At 60.2% G+C, this 19,003-nt stretch carries 16 protein-coding genes and 2 pseudogenes; 8 read left to right on the top strand and 10 right to left on the bottom strand.

Features of this window, described 5'->3' with window-relative positions; translation table 11 throughout:
- Window positions 1-67 precede the first annotated feature (67 nt).
- The 3 genes from E7T06_RS16055 to E7T06_RS16045 form a co-directional block, all read right to left on the bottom strand.
- A complete protein-coding gene (locus E7T06_RS16055) occupies window positions 68-1,072 on the bottom strand; it encodes an IS110 family transposase (protein ID WP_240741111.1) in 1,005 nt (334 codons plus the stop codon).
- 355 nt (window positions 1,073-1,427) lie between these two features.
- Window positions 1,428-2,816 (bottom strand): ISKra4 family transposase, encoded by a 1,389-nt coding sequence (locus E7T06_RS16050; RefSeq protein ID WP_136366785.1) that lies wholly within the window; start codon window positions 2,814-2,816, stop codon window positions 1,428-1,430.
- Entirely contained in the window at window positions 2,785-3,453 is a 669-nt protein-coding gene (locus tag E7T06_RS16045) for a plasmid pRiA4b ORF-3 family protein (RefSeq protein ID WP_136366784.1), read from the bottom strand. Before E7T06_RS16045 ends, E7T06_RS16050 begins: the two co-directional genes overlap by 32 nt.
- A 350-nt stretch (window positions 3,454-3,803) precedes the next feature.
- On the opposite strand from E7T06_RS16045, the gene E7T06_RS16040 reads away from it, so the two are divergent.
- The 6 genes from E7T06_RS16040 (at window position 3,804) to E7T06_RS16015 (ending at window position 9,402) form a co-directional block, all read left to right on the top strand.
- The gene (locus E7T06_RS16040) at window positions 3,804-4,274 is read left to right on the top strand and encodes a site-specific integrase (protein WP_136366783.1); all 471 of its coding nucleotides are present in this window, start codon (window positions 3,804-3,806) and stop codon (window positions 4,272-4,274) included.
- Between the two features lie 470 nt (window positions 4,275-4,744).
- On the top strand, window positions 4,745-5,104 hold the full coding sequence (locus E7T06_RS16035; protein WP_136366782.1) for an HU family DNA-binding protein: 360 nt from the start codon (window positions 4,745-4,747) through the stop codon (window positions 5,102-5,104).
- A gap of 102 nt (window positions 5,105-5,206) precedes the next feature.
- On the top strand, window positions 5,207-5,407 hold the full coding sequence (locus tag E7T06_RS16030; protein ID WP_136366781.1) for a DUF2945 domain-containing protein: 201 nt from the start codon (window positions 5,207-5,209) through the stop codon (window positions 5,405-5,407).
- A 396-nt stretch (window positions 5,408-5,803) separates the two neighbouring features.
- The gene (locus E7T06_RS16025; protein WP_136366780.1) at window positions 5,804-7,735 is read left to right on the top strand and encodes a bifunctional diguanylate cyclase/phosphodiesterase; all 1,932 of its coding nucleotides are present in this window, start codon (window positions 5,804-5,806) and stop codon (window positions 7,733-7,735) included.
- Window positions 7,736-7,829: 94 nt separating this feature from the next.
- Window positions 7,830-8,684, top strand: a complete 855-nt coding sequence (locus tag E7T06_RS16020) for a hypothetical protein (protein ID WP_136366779.1) — start codon at window positions 7,830-7,832, stop codon at window positions 8,682-8,684.
- 64 nt (window positions 8,685-8,748) lie between these two features.
- The gene (locus E7T06_RS16015) at window positions 8,749-9,402 is read left to right on the top strand and encodes a hypothetical protein (RefSeq protein ID WP_136366778.1); all 654 of its coding nucleotides are present in this window, start codon (window positions 8,749-8,751) and stop codon (window positions 9,400-9,402) included.
- A 609-nt stretch (window positions 9,403-10,011) separates the two neighbouring features.
- Here the strand turns inward: E7T06_RS16015 and E7T06_RS21305 are convergent.
- A complete protein-coding gene (locus E7T06_RS21305) occupies window positions 10,012-10,179 on the bottom strand; it encodes a hypothetical protein (protein WP_168733588.1) in 168 nt (55 codons plus the stop codon).
- 373 nt (window positions 10,180-10,552) lie between these two features.
- Here E7T06_RS21305 and E7T06_RS16010 point away from each other — a divergent pair.
- Window positions 10,553-11,266: pseudogene (locus E7T06_RS16010) on the top strand (IS6 family transposase).
- Window positions 11,267-11,421: 155 nt separating this feature from the next.
- Here E7T06_RS16010 and E7T06_RS16005 read toward each other — a convergent pair.
- The gene (locus tag E7T06_RS16005) at window positions 11,422-12,165 is read right to left on the bottom strand and encodes a superoxide dismutase (protein ID WP_136366777.1); all 744 of its coding nucleotides are present in this window, start codon (window positions 12,163-12,165) and stop codon (window positions 11,422-11,424) included.
- A gap of 498 nt (window positions 12,166-12,663) precedes the next feature.
- Window positions 12,664-13,737, bottom strand: coding sequence for an alkene reductase (locus E7T06_RS16000; RefSeq protein WP_136366776.1), 1,074 nt, complete (start codon window positions 13,735-13,737; stop codon window positions 12,664-12,666).
- 127 nt (window positions 13,738-13,864) lie between these two features.
- On the opposite strand from E7T06_RS16000, the gene E7T06_RS15995 reads away from it, so the two are divergent.
- Entirely contained in the window at window positions 13,865-14,212 is a 348-nt protein-coding gene (locus E7T06_RS15995; protein WP_136366775.1) for a MerR family transcriptional regulator, read from the top strand.
- Window positions 14,213-14,556: 344 nt separating this feature from the next.
- Here E7T06_RS15995 and E7T06_RS15990 read toward each other — a convergent pair.
- The 4 genes and pseudogenes from E7T06_RS15990 to E7T06_RS15975 form a co-directional block, all read right to left on the bottom strand.
- Window positions 14,557-15,216, bottom strand: a pseudogene (locus E7T06_RS15990) (IS6 family transposase).
- A gap of 384 nt (window positions 15,217-15,600) precedes the next feature.
- On the bottom strand, window positions 15,601-17,244 hold the full coding sequence (locus E7T06_RS15985) for a Na+/H+ antiporter (RefSeq protein ID WP_136366774.1): 1,644 nt from the start codon (window positions 17,242-17,244) through the stop codon (window positions 15,601-15,603).
- Window positions 17,241-18,254 carry an NAD(P)H-binding protein gene (locus E7T06_RS15980; protein WP_168733587.1) on the bottom strand — a complete coding sequence of 338 codons (1,014 nt, stop codon included), beginning with the start codon at window positions 18,252-18,254 and terminating at the stop codon, window positions 17,241-17,243. The genes E7T06_RS15985 and E7T06_RS15980 overlap by 4 nt, the downstream gene beginning before the upstream one ends.
- 31 nt (window positions 18,255-18,285) lie before the next feature.
- On the bottom strand, window positions 18,286-19,003 hold a 718-nt coding region (locus tag E7T06_RS15975), incomplete at its 5' end, for a DUF5131 family protein (protein ID WP_136366772.1).

Raw genomic sequence — 19,003 nt, 5'->3', positions numbered from 1 at the left:
GGGTCGCATCGACGTTTGGTCATTGGATTTGGAACCACAGGAGCAGACCAGACTCACATCTTGCAGTTTAGAGGGAGAGAGCCTGACGGCCTGAACCTGGTATGTCAAGTCGGCGGGGGAAAAGATCCTTAGAGGGGGCTGGGATGGGGCCGCCAACATGGCTGGCCTGCAATGTTCGGTACAACTCGCGAGCCAGGTGGGTCTTGAGTGCTCGAAGTGCCGCTCGTTTCGTTTTTCCCTCTTGTTCCTTCTTGGCCACGAATGTTTTGGTCCGTTCGTCACAGCGCAGGCGCGTCAAAGCCATCAGATGGAGCACCCTGTTGAGCTGTCGGTTGCCACCGACGTTCACGCACCAGCGCGTATTTTTCCCACTTCCCCGCTCGACTGGTGCCGCGCCGCAATCACTCGCAAAGTGATGGACGGTCTCAAACCGCTGGATGTCACCCATTTCGGCCAGTACGGTACCGGCCAGCACCACGCCGATCCCCTGCACCGTTAACAGGGTGGGGGCGACCTGAGCGACCAGGGTGGCCATGGCGTGTTCCAGCTCTTTCAACGCTGCTTCGAGAGAGGTCAGCACGGCCTGAAGGGCCGTGCTCAACGAGGCGGTCGTCGTGTCTGGGAGCGCTTCGAGCATCATCTGATTGGCCTTGCGCTGCTGGGCGAGTTTGTCCCGTGTGCGGGACAACTCTTGCAAGCGGGTGCGTTGCGTGCTGAGCTGGTAGGGCGGAAGTTCTGGATTGGCCAGCAGGACTCGAGCGACGTTCTCGGCATCGACCAGGTCGTTCTTTTTCTTCCCCCGCCGTGCACGGTACTGACTGGTCAGGCTGGGATGAATGTGATACACCACCTGATTCCTGGCGAACAGCAGGGCCAGCAGGGGAGCCACATACCGGTTGCCTGCGCCTTCAATGGCCCAGCAGTGGTCTTCGAACTGCACAGACCACAGCCACAACTGGTGGAGACCGTCGGCGTCGTTCTTGACGTTGAGGCTGTCAAGAACGACGCCCCGAGAATCGAGAGCAACGGCGGTATGGGTCGTTGGGTGGGGATCAAGTCCAAGAATGATCATGGCGTCCTCCAGCAGAACTTTGGCCTCTCACCACCACCCGCGCAGGTCTGTTCTGGATTGGGCCCTGGGGCAGCCTGGGATCAAGCGAAGAGCGGTGATGGAGCGCCGTTGAGGAAGAGAACGCGCAATTCAGGCCAAGGCGATTTCCGCAGACAGAAAGAGGGCGACGCTCTCTCCTCACCTCATTCTGGACATACAGACAGATTTTATGAGGGAGAGCGAAATCTGAGCACCCGGCCGCCTTCCAGAGCGTTGACAGCGCTGACGTGTGATTTCTTGCGATGTGCGGGAGGTGCCGGATCGGCGCCCCCCTGGAGGGTCACCCGACTGAACAGAGGCCACCAAAATCCAGGGGCTAGACCGCTGTTCTGAAGGCCGGGTACCACTGGCGAAACAGGTCTTCAAGTTCATTGTTGAGTACCCGTGTTCTGATCTGAAGCAGGAGATAAGCTCCCCGCGGTGTCCAGTTCATCGACTGCTTCTTGACGAACCGCTTGCTGATCACCTGATTGACCGTGGACTCGACGAAGCCCGTCGAAATACGCTCGCCAGCCCGGTACCGCTCACCGTAGTTCACCATGTACGCTTTGTTGTTGCCAATGTAGCCAATCATCTCCACCACGTACTTCTCCATCTTCCGGAGGCAAACGAGCTCCGCTCGGGATCTGTCCAGCACGCTGGACAGATCCGTTTCTAGGTCGCCAAGTTCCTGACAGCCTTGGCCCACATGACCGTGCCAGAGGTGATGTTTAGCCCGCTCTAACCGCTCAGGAACGTCCTTCAGTGCCTCAATGTCCTTGGGAAGGCCCTTAGCCATCTGACCGAGCACCGTCAATCGCATGGTCACGTGAAACCAATCCAGCACGTGTTCGGCATTCGGACTGAGGTACAGCTGAAGATTCCGGACGTTGTCGCCCCCGTCGGACATGAACGTCACGGTCTGGTTTTGCTGTAGACCTTGCGAGCGCAGCACCTCGAACAGCCGTCGGCCCGGCTTCTGGTCATGGGTCGTGACGAAGGCAAATGTTTTGCTGCTGGGCTGATCCTCAAGTTGATCGCGCCCAAACGCCAGGATGCTCTTCCCGGCAATGACTTCGAACCAGCCCTTCCCCTTGGCCCGAACGAAGCCGCCTTCAATGCCAACTGTCAGTGGGCCGTTTGGCATGGGGAGTGCATCCCACTCCTGCTGACAACCGTCGACGAAGAACGTTTTCTCCTCGCCCAGGGCTTCTTCGGCTCGCTGAGCCACCCGGTGCACATGCTTCCGAACGGTCTCAGCATTCAAGGTCTTGCCCATGGGCAAGACGTCTTCCAGCAAATTGACGGTGGCCCCGTAGGACACCATCGACGCCCATTTCGTCTGCAGAAACAAGAGTTCTGGTGTGGTGTGTTCTGGCATGAGACTGGACAAGGGACTGAAGGTGCCGCTTTGGGTCGCACACGCGCAGCGCCACCAGCGTGGACTGTTCACTGGAACATCGCCGTACACCGTGTGCAGCAGGACATGATGGTGGCCTTTGACGCGCCGCTGGACGCCACATTCCGGACATGGACGGACGTTTTCGAGCTGACGGCTGACCTGCTCTTCGATCAGCACGGCCTGTAAACGGCCCAGCAAGGTTTTCCCTTCTTCCAAGGTGAGTCCGAGCGTCTCGAAGCTCAGAGCTCCCCGTTCAAACTCGCCCAGCTCGTGAACCTCTTCCTGGTCGCCCTCAACCAACGTCACTTGCACTCTGATCTGCATGTTCCACCTCTCGAAGCTGCCGATTCACGGCGGCACGGTTAAACTGGTTCGGGGCGAAGCGCTGCCGATTCCGGCAGCGCTCGAAGGCGTCCAGAACGTCTTCGTCTTCGCGTAGAACGCTCGCGTCCTGTCCATCCACCACACGGAGAACCGCTTCACTGAGCAGCCGCAGGTCGTCCATCGCCTCCCATGAAAGAAGCTCTTCCACTCCCTGCCGGTGGCCCTCGGGGCCACCGCAGTCCTCGGGTGGACACGAATGTTGACCGGCGACGCAGACCGGATACTTCTTCTTTGGATCAAGCGGGAGAACGCGTTCTAGGCGCAGATCGTGCTCCCAGAAATCCCCGAAGTCATATTCGTATCGGAAGCGCTCCCCGGCGCGCAGCTTGAATCCGTCGAGCCGAACCTGCTGCGGATTCGTGCTGAACATGATTCCGCCCTCGTAGGAAGTACCGTAGTCGCGCCCGTGAATCCGGAACTTGTGGAGGTGAACATCCTCCCAGCCCAGGGCTACTTGCACCACCTGATGCAGCAGGGCGATGCTGGTGTCACTCCTGACCAGCACCCGCCGCCAGACGGTCGGCTCGACCTCGCGCAGGACGATGTTGAGCTGATAGATCACCACCTCGGCTGCCATAGACCAGCGTACCCTATGGGCGTTCCGGTCAGGAGTTCGCCAAAGGGCAGAAAGACGCAATGATTCACCCCCATAGCGCCCTGCACATGGATCTGATCTCCACCAAAAGCGAGGGATTGCATGCCGTCATCCGAGAAGGCGAAATCTCAAGTGGTCGCGCAGCTTGTTCGACTGGCTCGCAAAGAGCACCTGAGCTACGAGGAATTCAGCTCCATCTGCCGGCAAGCCCGAAAGAAATTAGAACTCCACAAACCCAAGCGGGAGCAGCGACTACCCCATCTGCTCACGTCCGAGGAACTCGGACGCTTCTTCCGAGCTGTGCGTGAGGGGGCCGCGTCGAGCATGAGATCATGCTTAAACTGCTGTTCTTCACAGCGGTTCGGGTCGGTGAGTTGGTGAACATCAAAGTGGCCGACCTAGACCTCGCCAAGTGCAAGATCTTCGTCGACCAAGGCAAGGGGAGTAAGGATCGTTACATCCTGTTTCCGCAGACGTTCGGTCTTGTCCTTCGGGCACACCTCGCGGCCTATCCACAGCAGGTTCATCTGTTCGAGACGCAGCGGTGCGGACCGTATACAGTCCGCCGGGTACAGCAGATCGTGCAGCGCTACCGAGAAGCCGCCGGGCTGAGCGCCGCAGTGCATCCCCATCTCTTCCGCCACCAGATGCTGACCTTTCTGACGGGCCAGAAGTTGTCAGATGCCCAGATCCAACTGCTCAGTGGCCATGCCAGCAAGAAGAGTTTAGAAATCTACCAGCATCTGTCGTTGGATGCCGTGGACGCTGCCTACCAGCAAGCCGTCCGCTTACTTGACCTCTAGCCCCCGGATTTTGGTGGACTCACGGTATAGCGTTGGAAGCCACACCAGCACTGGGGCCTCCGCTGCAGCTTTAGGCCCGGCTGGCCAACTGGAGGCGGCAGAGGGGGAGGAGTGGAGAGAATGGAGCGCTGTTCAATACAAGCTCAGGAGATGGAGAAGAGGGTAAGTGTTATTTGAGTAATAAAGTGGATGCTTGATCCCTTTCCCGTTCTCACGTTGAGATGTGGCGTGCTCAGGCCGAGGCAGAAGCATAGCGTAAATAGTGTCAAGGATCACGAGATGGCACTGACACTGCAAACTGCAGCATCGACCACACCGCTTTGTTACTCCACAAATAAGTCCTCTCCATTAACACCATTCCACCCTCCCCCGTCGCCCTCCTCTCCCCCACTCACACCCGTATGTTGACTCATCTCCACAAAGCCGCAATAGTCCTTGCTTTTCACCGTTCCAGGCGGCACACTCGCACCATGACGAAGAAAACAGCGAAAACCCCAGCAAAAAAGCCTACTGCTAAAGCGGCACCTGCCCCTCAGGCCGAGATCGCACAGAGCACCAAGCTTGGCAAGACCCAACTTGTTGACTTGATGGCAGACCAAACCAACTTGACCAAGAAGCAGAGCGACGACGTCTTCAGCGGCCTGCTTGACCTGATCGTGGAGGCCTTGAAGGCTGGGAAAACGGTTGGCCTGCCTGGTCTAGGCACCCTGAGCGTCAAAAACACGGCCGCCCGCACTGGCGTACGCCCCGGCACCAGCGATAAAATTCAGATTCCCGCCGGGAAGAAAGTCACCTTCAAAGTCGCCACCACCCTCAAAAGCAGCCTCTAACCTCAACATGCACGCGGGGGCTCTGTGCCCCCAAGAACGTCTGATACGAACCGACAAGCTTCCCGTCTATCACTCGACACTGTACCGCCATAGGAGGCAAGCATGGCATTCCACATCGGAGACCAGGTGAAGTGGCACAGCCACGGCGGCGAAGCGCACGGCAAAATCGTGCGCGTGGCCCATGAGGACGGCGAGGTGAACGGCTTCCACTACCGGGCCACTCCGGAAGACCCCCGGTACATTGTGGAATTGGAGGACGGCAAGCAAGCCGCGCATACCGAGGCAGCCCTCTCATTGGGCTAATTCAGATACGAACCCTCAGCCACCGCAAACGCGGGGGGATCTCCCGTCTGTCTCCTTCTTGATACTGAAAAGACCACTCTCCAGCGCTTCAATTTTATATGGGAAGGAGGTTTACTCACTGTTGTTGCTCTCTTCGACAGCATGTGCTGCCTGGGTTCTATCGAAGTGAATGTGGACTGACTCATCTCGTTTTATAATTTTGGAGAAAAGACTGTACACGATATCTATAAATAGGTGTAAAACTACGCGTGTTTCAAATGGATCTCTAGCCAACCTATAGATAACTTTCGAATCAAGGACTTATTTTTCATATGATCTTGGATTGACTTGACAAAATCGTTGAAAACTCTGTGAAAGGTTTTTGAGAGAGCGGTGAGGTTATACTCCACTCCAGGTATGTTGCCGCCCACAACTCAAGTAGATCAGAAGTCGGCACCGGAGATCGAATGGCGTCGGCCACTGCTGTTCGCATTTCCAGCTGCAGCCCTGGCCTTCCTGATTGGCCTCTTGTTCGATGTACCGAGTGGCCAGGGCACCCTCTACGACCAGATCAGCTACCCGCTGGCGTTGATGCTCCTGCTTGGCTTTTCGGTCGCGCTCTGGCGGCGACCAATACTCATCAACACTACTGTGACCGGCTTGGTCTTCGCTATGAGCGCCTTGTTTCTGGGCAAGCTCGTCTTCATTTTGTTCTTGATGCCCCAGACCCAGCACGTCCAGCTGGAGATGACCGAAACCTTTTTCTGGATTCCCGCACTGCAGGTGCTCTCGTTCTTTATTCCTCACCTGCGCAGTGCCCGGAATGCCTCCATCATCTTTTTCGCGCTTTTTTCCCTTGTCACCCTGGTATACTTGATCAAAGCAGCGTTTGATGGGACATCCCAGGGGATCGTGTATGCCCTCCTCGAACTCAACCTTGCCAATGTGGTGCTGTTCAGTGTGACGAACCGGTTCATCGGGTTCAAGGAAAAATATGTCCGCTCCGCGTCGGAATACGACACCATGCGGCAACTGCTGGGAACCGATCTGCTCACGGGCCTCCCGAACCGCCAGCGGCTGGATGAGGTGATCAAAAGCGCGACTGCAGAGCAGCGTCCCTTCGCGCTGCTGTTTATTGATCTCGACGGCTTCAAGCTTATCAATGACACCCTAGGCCACATCGTCGGTGACCTGGCCCTACAAGAAGCGGCGCGACGTCTGCAACACCCCAGTGACCCCCATCTCTTTGCCGCTCGGTTGAGCGGCGATGAGTTCATCGTGCTCGCTTTCACCGAGCCAACAGACGCACAGACCACAGCCAAGGCACTGCTGAGCTCTTTGTCTCATCCGATCTTGGCAGAAGGACACATCGTGTCCCTCACCGCCAGTATCGGCATCAGCCTGTACCCGGAGGATGCCAGCGATACCCAGGAGCTCATTCAGCACGCGGACGCCGCCATGTACACCGTGAAGAGCTACGGCAAGAACGGCGTCCGCAGGTATGAGAAAGCTACGGATTCGGCCATCGAACGCCTGAAACAGGTCGAGCGGGCGCTAACTCAGGCCATGACCAACGGGGAGCTCTCCGTGATGTACCAGCCGATCTGTTCCCTACAAGACGGCGTGGTGCGGAAGCTGGAGACCCTGCTGCGTTGGACACACCCCACCCTGGGTTCCATTTCCGCGACGGAATTTATTCCTATTGCGGAGAACAACGGACAGATCATCCCGCTGGGCACTTGGGCTCTGCGCGCGGCCTGTCACCAAGCCCGACGCTGGAATGACATTACGGGGTTGCCTATAATCGTGTCTGTCAATGTCTCCCCCCTGCAATTCGCTCAGGCCAATTTCGTTGATGTCGTCCGGGAAGCGCTGCAGGAGGCTGACCTCCCCGCCTCCTCTCTGGAGATTGAACTCACAGAAGGTGCCGTCATGCGCCGGATTGACATGGTGAAGGCCTACCTGCGCGAGTTGCAGGCGCTCGGGGTGAAGATTGCTATTGATGACTTCGGCACCGGCTACTCTTCCCTGGCCTATCTCCGGGATCTGCCCATCAACTGCATCAAGATCGACCAGTCCTTTATTCGTGACCTGAGTACCCCGAGGCGCGCACCTCAATTTGCGCTGGCACTGATTGAAGCGGTGATCGGGATTGCCGATACCCTGGATCTACAGGTCGTGGCTGAAGGCATTGAGACCCGTAAACAGCTGGACATGCTGCGCGACTTGGGATGTGATCTCGGGCAAGGCTATTACCTGTCACGGCCGTTGGCCGAAGACGCGGCGCTGGAGGCGTTTGTGGCGCCCGCCCTGTTTGCGCCTAGGGCCATGCAGAGTCCCCTGAACTAACACAACTCTTACAAGTGATGAAGATGAAGAAATGATGGACTTCATGAAGCTCTTCGTGTAGTCTTCCTCTACTCCGTACCGGAGCAGGAGGCACATGCTCGACCAGACCCACCGGTTCTCACCCGCCCCATTCACTGAGGTGGACGTCACCCAACTCCTGCAACGCATCTGCGTCCGGCCCCCCTATTTCGCTTTAGACACCCTGCGTCTAGAAGGTGACCTCTTTCGCGCCACCGCTGTCGCTCAACGGCACATGTCCAACGAAGCAGGCGCGATGCAGGCCTGCGAGATCAGCCGTCATGCTGCGATCTGTGGGCTGTGCGCCGCCGCTTTGGCGTTCAACGACGACGACCGCCGCTACTACCTCGCGCGGGATGCGGTCTACACCGGCTACGCCAACCCCACACCCTACGGCGCCACAGTCAGCTTCGAGGCTCGAGTTGTCGAGCAGAACAAGCGGCACGCCACAGCAGAAATTACCGTCACAGCGGGCGGAGCAGACCTCGCTTTCCTGCGAGTCACCTACACCATCTTGGGTGACTCATCGTTCAAGCGCCTGTTCCGATCCAAGTATTCGACGGGTTTTACTGCGCTGGCAGGGGATCGGATGCCCGATCCCCCGACGGGCCAATTCAGCAGCGCCGGTCAGACAGAGGTGTTGACCCTCGACAAGGTGCCGGAAGAGGCCTGTGCCGGTCATTTTGAACACTACCCAGCGATGCCGGTGGCGGTGCTGATGGGTCAGCTGGGCTTGGTCGCTGGACGGCTGCACGGCACTCCTTACCGGGTTGAGGCCGCCACGATGACGGCCATGGATTTTTGCTGGGCGGGAGAATCAGCCCGCTTTGAAGTCACGCCGCTGACCGCTCTAGGGGCCTACAGTTGCACCGCGTACGCTTCGGATGAAGTGGTCAGCGAAATGTCGTTAAATCTTGCACCAGTGGAATAGACATTCACGACAACGAGGGACTGATAGGTGGGAAGGCGCAGCCCGACTCGCAGTAAGGTAAAGCGTGCCATTCGACGTTCACCAACACATCTTCAACGCTCGCGGCGAGCTGGACGATGACGCCCGCCTCGCCTACCAACAGGCCCTCATCACACAATTCCACACCTCGCCCGAAGGGCAAGCTTATTTCGAAGGAAACGACGCCCCAAGTACTTGGACTGATGTCTTCCTCACGTACGCCGCTACGCACGGTGGCGCTACACCCCCGCAGATGACTGTGGCTGACTTTGACCACGTCCTCCTCGACATCTTCCCGCGTCAAGTCTCTACCACAGCTGACAGTGCCCCGGACATTGTCGCTGAACTTCAGGCCTTCTGGCGCTTCCTCAGCCGCGAGTACGCTCTGCCTCTGGCACCCGAGATCCTCGAGTTTCTCGACGGTGAGGCGGTCGAGTTGCTGACTCAGGAACTTGACAACCCCGAACATTTTGGGCCTGCCAAAAGGATGATGATGCTCGGTCTGGAGCGCGGCTTCGACTTGACCACCGAGGCGGGCATCCATGCCTGGATGCAGACCTATAACGCTGAGCTCGCTCAGGGGCGAGGCATCCCGATTCCTCTTCGTGGAGAACGCACGGCTGCCGCCAGCAAGGCACACGCCAAGATGCGGCGGAACATGGCCAAGGCCAGCCGCAAAAAGAACCGAAAAAAGAAATAACCAAGAACAACGCAAACTCGCCAAATTGAGGGTTAGTCGGTCAAATCCTAGAAATTGATTGAGTGACCAGCCCCATCATCGCCGTATTAAGCCCAATGTGGCTGTTGTTTTGACCTGTTCGGAGCTTAATTCGAAGCCGATGAGTTGGCATTCGGTGTGAGTGCAGTCGGATATGTTCTGAATGGGTAGCCTTTATTCCTGATCAGCTCTGGCCAGTCTGAGTGTCGTTCGCAGCCGACAGAGCAGTCATATTCACCAGCGGGTCGCAGAGGATCCTTGGTGAGGTTGCCCTTCAGCGTGGTTCAGGTATAGCGTTGCAAGCTCGCCTTTGCAGTGGAAGTTGGGCTGTTCTCAGCTTTAGCCTCAGCGTTGGCTGAGCAAGATGGTGGAAGCAGGGATGACGCGGGGATACTACATTGCTGTACCATCGTTACTCCTCTAATAACTTTATCAACGTGGAAGACATACGTGGCGCCCACGGAGCCACCCCTCGCTCTCCCCTGCCCCCGCAACAAAGGCCACCAGCGTTCCCCGCTGCCCCGCAAACACCATCGCCGCCCGGTCTAAGACTTCCCCACTCAGTACCTGCCCGTGCTGCACTGGCACGTACTATCCCGCCCGAGACGCCCCACTCCCTGGCACGTGGAGCAGTCGCCCCGCGTCCACCAGAGTCGTGAGAATCCCTTCCGCCTCCCGCCCCACCACTTGCCGGGCTTCCACCCGTATCAATCGTCCTGCCAAGACCGCCCGCTCCAGTAGCAGTTCTGCTGCATCCATACACTTGCTCCTTTGCCATAGGGCTTCCTCTACAGATCAAACGAACAAGGTCGGGGGTCTCCCCCCGGCCACGCCTTTGGTTTGCTTTAATCCGCTGCGTTCTCTTCTATCTCTGCGCCTTGGAGCGCCAACGCATGCCGTCGCCGTCCGGGCAATTGAAACTCCGCCCGCACCAAGCCCCACCCACGAAATAAGATCAGCGAGCGGTACTCGAACTCACGCTCCGCCGGCTCCTTGACCTCTTCCGCATCCGTTTTCTTCGCGCCCGGCTGTACTTAATCGCTGCCGGCAACTTCATCTTCTGCGAATCCACCGGCTTCAGCACTCGTTGCGGTTATGTGGCCTTAACTGGGTTAGGGTAGGCTGATCCGCTGTGACCAACCCTCAGCCCTACTGCCACCGATTCAGGGTGACGGTCAGCCAGCATGCCGTTTGGCTGTATCACCACTTTCCCCTCAGTGACCGTGACGTGCAGGAATCGCTCCACCAGCGCGGCCCAACAGGTCAGCCACGAAACCCTCCGCGGGTGATAGATCCAGTTCGGACCCCTCTTCGGAGAAGAACTGCGCCACCGAGAACCCCGGCGGGGTTCTCGGTGGTCCTTGATTGAGGTCTGTACCAGCGTAGATGGTGTTTGCCACTGGCTCTGGAGAGCGGTAGACGAGTACGGCTCCGTGCTCGACATCATGCTCGAGCGGCAACGTGATACTGAGGCCGCACAAACCTTCCTGACTCGCCTCTTGGGTGAATACGATGTCCCAGAGATCATTCATACCGGGTCAGGTGCGGAGTTATAGAGCTGCGATCCGGGAGATTCCGAGCCTCGTCGATGTCAATCACCGGCAGGTGATCTCCACAGCCCGCTGCAACAACTTGATTGAACACTCCCACCGTCCTACACGGTGCCAGGAGTGACATCAACAGGGATTCAAACGGAGGAAACGTGCGCAGGAATTTCTGAGCCTGCACGCGCAAACCTCTGAACCTCCACCATCATTCCCGCACCAGCGTTTCCGCCACGACCAGACGAAAGAATCAAAGACAAGCATTCCAGATGTGGTCAACGGCCGCGTCAGGGGTGGCCTGAATCTTAGGCCACCCCTGCTCTCAGCCTGCCATCACCCCTATGAAGGCCACACACAACCCGAGAGAGTGCTACCCAGCAGGACGAAGAATGGAGCGGTCGAGAAATAAGGTCTCCCGACCGCTCCATTCGGAGAACGGCTCCAGCTGAGCGGCAGATCAAGGGCGCGTGCGAACCACCTCGTACGGGACATCATCGCTCGGCTTGGTGAAGAAGTGCGAGCTGACGACGTACAGGTTGCCGCCGGGGCCAAGATCGGCGGTGGTGGGGATGACGAAATGGTCGTCAGTGATCGTCCGGATGTGCTGGGCCGTGCTGCCGTCCGCCGAGAGCCGGAGTTCGGCGATGCTGTTGACGTTGTGCTGCACCACCCAGAGGGTGTGGCCGCGCAGGAGGAGACCGTCGGCCCCAACCACATCCGTACCCTCGATCTTGATCCGGGTGGTCTTCCCGCTGGGCACGTCCACCCGGTACAGCACGCTGCCCACGCCGTCAGGATCGTTGGTCTGCGCGACGATGAGGGTGTTGGCGTCGAGCGTGACGATCCCGTTGGCGTTGAAGACGCCCTCACCCGGTTTCGCCAGGCGGAAGTCGCCGCTGAGGGGGATCTCACGCGGTGTGCCGGTGGTGCGGCCATGCAGCGGCAGGGCGTAGAGGACGGCCCGCTGCGAGTCGGTGAAATAGGCCGTTCCTGCGGCGACCGTGATGTCGTTGATCAGCCCCGCGTCCGTGACGTCGTACACCGCCACCCGCTTGCCGGTCTGGCGGTCGTAGATTCTCAGCTCGCCAGACGAGGCGCCCGCGACCAGCAGCAGCGAACCGGCGACCTCGACCCCCAGCGCGGACTCGCCGTCGGGCTCGACCAGCGGTCTGACCTGACCCGAAGGCAGGTCGATGCTCACGACTCTGCCGTCCGCGAAGGAGCCGACGTAGGCCGTGTTGCCCCTCACCGCAATCCCTTCGGGCTGGAACCCCAGGTCGCCCGCAACGGCGTTATTGGGCAGCCGGATTGTCCGGGGCAAGGGTGAGGTGGCGACGGCAGATGACACAAGGGCGATGGAGAGGACGACGGCCGTGAGCAGGCGGCGCAGTGAGCCGGGGGCGTTTTGGTCGGTCAGTGGAACAATGGAACTTATGCTGGGTTCTCCTTACAGATGAACGGGAGAGCTTGGTGGACGGGAGAGCTCGGCTCGTCATGAGCGGAGTGCAGTCGAGTGAACGCTGTGTGCTTGCGGGCGGTCATCAGAGTGAGAGCGGAACCGGGCCGCGAACCGCAGGGCACGGTGGGCATGCCCCGGGCATCTGGTGACAGCCCGCAGGCGACGGACAGACACGGGAACAGCTCTCCAGTTGGTCGAACCCGATTCCGAACACAAAATGAAATCAGGTCAGTGAGGGGATCAGTGCTGGTGGCTGGTGTAATTGAGATAGCCCTGGTCGCCGCCCGCGTAGTAGGTCTCCGAGTCCGCTGGGGTCAGTGGCAGGTTGGCCCGCAGCCGTTCGACAAGATCAGGGTTGGCAAGGTAAGCCCGGCCAAAGGCGATCAGGTCGGCCCCCTGGGCCAGCCAGTGGTCGCCGGTGGCCCGGTCCGTGGCGGTGGCCCCCGGATCCATCAGGTTCGACGGATTCACGATCAAGGTGCCTGGCCAGACCCGGCGCAGGGTCAGCAGCAGGTCGTCGTTCGCTGTGGCGGTCAGGTGGACGTAGGCCAGTCCCAGCGGCGCGAGTTCGCTCAGGAGGGCGGTGTACAGCTCGGAGACATGCTCCTCCTCGATCTCCCAAATGTGCGCGCCCGGCGAGAGCCGCAGGCCGAGCCGATCCGCGCCGATGGCCGCCGCCACCGCCTGAACCACCTCGACGGCGAAGCGGATGCGTCCGGCCACTGACCCGCCGTAGCGGTCGGTGCGGAGATTGACGTTGGAGGACAGGAACTGCTGGATCAGGTAGCCGTTCGCTCCATGCAGCTCCACCCCGTCAAAGCCTGCGTCGATGGCGCGGCGGGCGGCTTCGGCGTAGCCCTGCACTTCGCCCGCAACTTCCGCCGTGCTCAGCTCGCGGGGCACCGGTGCGGGCACCATCCCGGCGCTGGTGTAGAGCTGTGCGCTGAGGGCGACCGGCGACGGCGCAACCGGGGTGTGGCCGGAAATGTTCGGGTGTCCCACTCGGCCCGCATGCTGAAGCTGCGCGAAGATGCGCCCTCCATTGGCGTGAACGGCGGCGGTGACCGGGCGCCAAGCAGCCACCTGGTCGTCCCGGTATAGACCCGGCGTGTTGGGGTTGGACTGGCCCTGCGGGTTGGGCCAGTTGCCCTCGGAGACGATCAGGCCAGCGCTGGCCCGCTGGGCGTAGTAGTGAGCGACGGCTGCAGTCGGCAGACCATCGGCGGTGGCGCGGGCACGGGTCATCGGGGCCATCACGATCCGGTTGGGAAGGGTAAGGGATCCTAGGGGAAGGCGGTCAAACAGGGTGGTCATGGATACTCCTCTGGGCAGGCGGACGCCTGGGTTGGGCCGCTTGGCTCGACAGGCTCTGCCACAGATGCTACTCTATACCCTGACACTAACGTCAGAGGCAAGGGCCACTGACCACCGGAGGTTGATCATGCGAATAGGGAAAGTGGCCGAGCAATCGGGCGTCAGCGTGCGGTCGCTGCGCTATTACGAAGAGCAGGGGCTGCTGCACAGTACGCGTAGCGAGAGCGGACAGCGCCTGTACGGAATGGGCGCCACCGAGCGGGTCGTCCTGATCCAGCGGCTGTATGCGGCTGGGTTGTCCAGCAAAACCATCCTCGAATTGCTGCCGTGCATCGAGGCACCTGTCGAGCAATATACCCCGCTGGTCGCGGCCCGCCTGACCCAGGAGCGCGACCGCATCAACACCCAGATTAGCGAACTCATGCAGACCCGCGATAAGCTTGAACACGTGATCACCACGGCTGTCGGCGCGTAGCTGGCACCTACAGGTGCCCCATTATGCGAGCGAAACGTGGTCCGTCGATCGCTTAATCAATCGGCGCAGGGTGGCTGAACAGGCAGCACGGATCCTAATGGGCTTGACCTAGCGAAGATGCGGATCTGTGCCATCTGCGATGAGAGATGCCTTCTTCGATGTGCCAGACGTCAGAAGAGGTATTCATTGTCAACAAGCAATGGCGAACAGCAGCTATTGCTGGCCAGTCGCATGACGCCGCCCAGTTCCGCGAAGGTCATTTTGTCTAGTTTCTGCTGGAGTGCAGCGGGTTGTGTTGCCTTAATTGGCGTGATGGCAGGCTGAGGGCAGGGGTTGCCTGAGATTCAGGCAACCCCTGCCGCGACCGTTGACCAAGGCTGGAATGCTTGTCGTTGATTCTTTCGTCTGGTCTGGGCGGAAACGCTGGTGGAGGTTCAAGGGTTCGCCCGCAGGTTCAGAAACTCCTGCGTGCGTTCCTTCCCCTTGAATCCCTGTTGTTGTCGTTCCTGACGCCTTATTAATCGGTGAGAGTGTTCAATCAGATTGTTACAGCGTGCAGCGGAGACCACCTCCTGGTGGTCAACCTGAATCAGGCTTGAAAGCTCCCGGATTGCAGCACCATAGCTCCGAAATTGGTCGGTGTGAATGGCCTCTGGGACATGGTATTCGCTCAAGAGAGTGGTCAGTAAGGTTTTCGCGGCGTCAGTATCGCGGTGCCGTTGAAGCATGATGACGAGTACGAAATCGTGCTCGTCAATGGCCCTCCAAAGCCAGTGTCTCACTCCGTCCACTGTGGTCCAGACCTGGTCCAGATGCCACCGGGAAACCCGGCGGGTTTCCCGGTGACGCAGTTCCTGAGCAAAGAGGGATCCAAATTTGATGCACCATTCACGCACCGTCTTGTGGCTAACCTCAATACCCCGCTGGTGAAACAATTCTTGAACGTCTCAATAGCTGAGGGAAAAGCGGTGGTACAGCCAAACCGCGTGCTGGATGATGATCATCGGAAATCGGTGGCGTTACGGCTTGGCGTCGTTCACGGACAGTCAGCCTAACCCAACCCGGTTAAGGCAACACAACCCTCTCTTCTTCCTTTCGCCTTAGCCAACACCCTTTCGCACGGAGGGGCGGTACAAGGCCCCTCTCCTTGATGGCGACCGGGCGTATCTGAACGTATCGAGCCGTTCACAGCACAGTGCTTACAGAGATGACATGGACATGTGGTTGCAGATACTCAGGCTAAGAAGCACTCAACACCACCTAAGGTTTTGATACGAACGATGGCCGGGGGATACCGCTTGGTGGGGCTGATGATGCTCATATCTAGCTGCTGAGTCTCCTAAAATAGAGAATGGGGATGACAGCTGCTGTTCCTTCCGTACCAATTTTCAGCCGCCCAACTGCGCCTCCTCCAGATCCAGGTCGCGCTGGACGCGGCGAAAGGCCTCGTCCGAGATGTGGTTGTCATCCCTCATTCGCAGCAGAGCGGCGCGCTGAGCCTGCACCAGTTCGCCGATCAAGCGCTGGTAGTCCAGGGCACGCACTGTCCAAGCTCGCCCCTCGTCGTCGGCCTCCGGGCCAGGGGTCTGCGACTGGGCCAGAAAGCGGGTGCGGCGATTGTTGTACATCTCGCGCACCCGACCGGCGGTCTCAGCCCGCACCCACACCTCTGATTCCAGTTCCCCGAGCCGGGTCAGGGCGGCCTGGGCCGCTTCCACCCTCGCGGATAGTTCCTCGCGTTCAGCCAAACCGTCGGCCGTAAGGCCCAGCCGGCGGATGATGAGCGGCAGACTAAGGCCCTGAACAACCAGCGTGGCCAGGATGACGCTGAAGGTCAGGAAGAGAATCAGGTCACGACCGGGGAAAGTCTCGCCGGCCCCGGTGGTCAGCGGCAGAGCGAGCGCGGCAGCGAGCGACACCACCCCGCGCATCCCGGCCCAGGAGACCACAGCAACGTTGCGCAGGGGCGGATAGGGGTCGAGGTCACGTGGGCCACGGAACAACGCGTGCGGTACGTACGAGGCCAGGATGACCCAGAGTACGCGGATCAACAGCACGGTCAGGCAGACCACAGTGGCAGAGAGCATGAGGTTAGCCGGGGTGTACCTGCCGAGCCCCGCCGTGATGGCTGGTAACTGAAGCCCGATCAGGATGAAGGCAAGGCCGTTGAGCACGAAGGTCAGCACGTCCCATAGAGCGTTGAGCTTGAGCCGGGAGGCGCTTGACATCGCCAGCGGGATATTCCGGCCCACGTACAGGCCCGCCACGACGGCCGCCAGAACGCCGGAAAAGTATGGCTCGCCCGGAAGGCCCAGGAAACCGTGCCACACGAAGCCCGGCCCCTGCTCTGCCGTCACGTAGGCCAGGAAGGGAGCCAACAGGGTCACCACGGCCTCGACCGGGGCGTCGTCCAGTGCCCTCAGCACCCGGATGGTCAGCCAGCCAGACACCACACCCACCAGGAGGCCGCCCACGGCCCCGACGAGTACCTGTACCCCAGCAGCCAGCGGGGAAAAGGCCACCGTGCCAGCCGCCACGCCTACCGCGATCCGGTAAGCTACGATGCCCGTGGCGTCGTTGACCAAACTTTCCCCCTCCAGGACGGTTACGATCCGGCTGGGCACGCCGAGCCGTTGCGCGATGGTGGTCGCAGCGATAGCGTCAGTGGGGGAAACGACCGCGCCGAGCACGAAGGCTGCTGCCCACGGCAGGCCGGCGACCAGGTGCGCCACGACGGCCACGGCTACGGTGGTGACCAGCACCAGCCCGATGGCGAGCATGCCGATCGCCCGCGCATTGTCCCGCAGATCCCGCCACGAGGCTCCATACGCCCCGGCGAACAGGAGCGGAGGCAGGAACAACAGAAAGATGACATCTGGTTTGAGCGCTACGCGCGGCAGACCCGGCACGAATGCGAGCGCCAACCCACCGAGCACAAGCAGAACCGGGTAGGGGATGCGGAGGCGGCTGGCGGCAGTCGCCAGGGCAGCCACCGCCGCCATCAGACCGAAGACCAGCGCGATCTCGTTCATGGTCGTGACCTCAGGCCGGTGGCCAGGGCGCTAGACGTCAGATTAACCATCCAGTTCCACCGCCGCGAACAACACGTTGACGCCCAGGCTGCCGTACGGTCTCCAGGCGGCGGCGATGTCGGTGACCTCTCGCGCCGCCAGGCATCGACTTCATAGTTCGGGCGCATGTCGATCATACTGGCAAGTACCGGATCTGCAGCGCCCATCTGCACGGTGCCCCAGCGAACCTCCTCAGCGCAGTGCACTAGAGAGGCCAGTCGGAGGATCGCCTCACACCACTCGCGGAAGCGGGTGAGTAGGGCGGGCGACCGGGCGACGCCGTGGCCCTGCACCTCAGCATCAGCCCCGTCCTGCGGCAGCGTGGTCTCTCGACGCTCCCCGGCGCTGATGGGCTCGAAGTGAACTGGACGTTCCAGCACCTCCGACATGTGATCGGGGGTCAGCGCGTCGACACCGACCAGCAGTACACTCTGTCGCCCTGTCCAGCCGGTGTCAAGCAGCAGGTCGACCGCCACGCGGTTCACATCCACCGCTGCAAGGATGGGCAGCAGGTGGTCGGCGGCTTGAGGCAGTCGGAACAGGCCCTGGACAGTGAGAGATTCGATCTGCTCCAGCAATTCCGCCACCACGAGAGGCACGCAGAGGCAACGGGCGTGGACGTTCATATCCCCGTTCAGGTCGTCCATCCCAGACGGTGAACCGGTGCCGTGGTTGACCGTGACCACGCGCTGCACACCCTGAGAGCCGAAAGCCCTTCGGGCCGCTTGGGCAGCGTCTGCATCCGCCTGGGAGGCTGCGGACGGCAGCCAGAACACGCTGTCCGCTCCCTGGAGCGCGGTCTTGAGGGCGTCAAGGTCATCGGGTGAACCCTGGATTACCTCGGCGCGTTGGGCGGTCTTAGGGTCAATGTGTTCTGGATCGGGCACGAGCGCTCGGAGCAGCGCGCTACGAGCCAGGAGCAGGTCGATAATCGGTCGGCCCAGGGGGCCAGTGGGCGTGACGACAATCATAACGACCTCCACAGGAATATGACGGAGGCGCTCAGGATGCACACAACTCGGCGCTGAGGGGCAAAGGCTCAGCATACAGATGTCCGCGAGCGGCCTGAGAGCCCATGACCAGCGTCTCATTCCAGAGTCGGCCTTCCAGCTCACGGCCAACCGAACCCCGTGTCGTGCCACCCCACTCCTCGAAGTAGAACGGAACGCGGGCGGCGACACACTGATCCCGGATGCTGGTGGCCCACTGGAGCTGCATCGGGCGGTGTTCATGGCCAGATTCTCCAGCGACGATCACCCAGACGATGTTGGCCACGTTCAGGTGGTCAAGCGGCCCCAGCAGGGGTTCGCATGACACGCACTTGAGCGGTGCCGGACTGGCCCGCAGCTGGTCAATGCGCAACGCGACCCGCTCGTCCTCGACCGAAGTGCCAAACAAGAGGTTGGTCGGCCAGTCCAGTTGATCCATGAGCTTCCAGGTTCGGCCAGGGCGTTTGGTCAGCAACTGATAGGTGTGCCTGGGCGTGTCGTTCATGACCCTGAAGACGTCCTGGATGAATTCCACTGGCACGTCCGGGTGAAACAGGTCGCCCATTGACGTGACAAAGATCAACTGGGGGCTTCGCCAGCTGGAGAGCAGTTTCAAGGTGTTGGGATGGAGCGACACGCCGAAGCCTAGCCCCGAGGTATCTGGGTTGCCGTTGGTCTGATACGGACTCCGATTAGTTGGTTGATAGAGGCCACCAGTGGAAGAGGGTGTG

The sequence above is a fragment of the Deinococcus sp. Arct2-2 genome, from assembly GCF_004801315.1.
Lineage (GTDB): Bacteria > Deinococcota > Deinococci > Deinococcales > Deinococcaceae > Deinococcus.
This window is presented reverse-complemented; position numbering and strand designations above follow the sequence as displayed.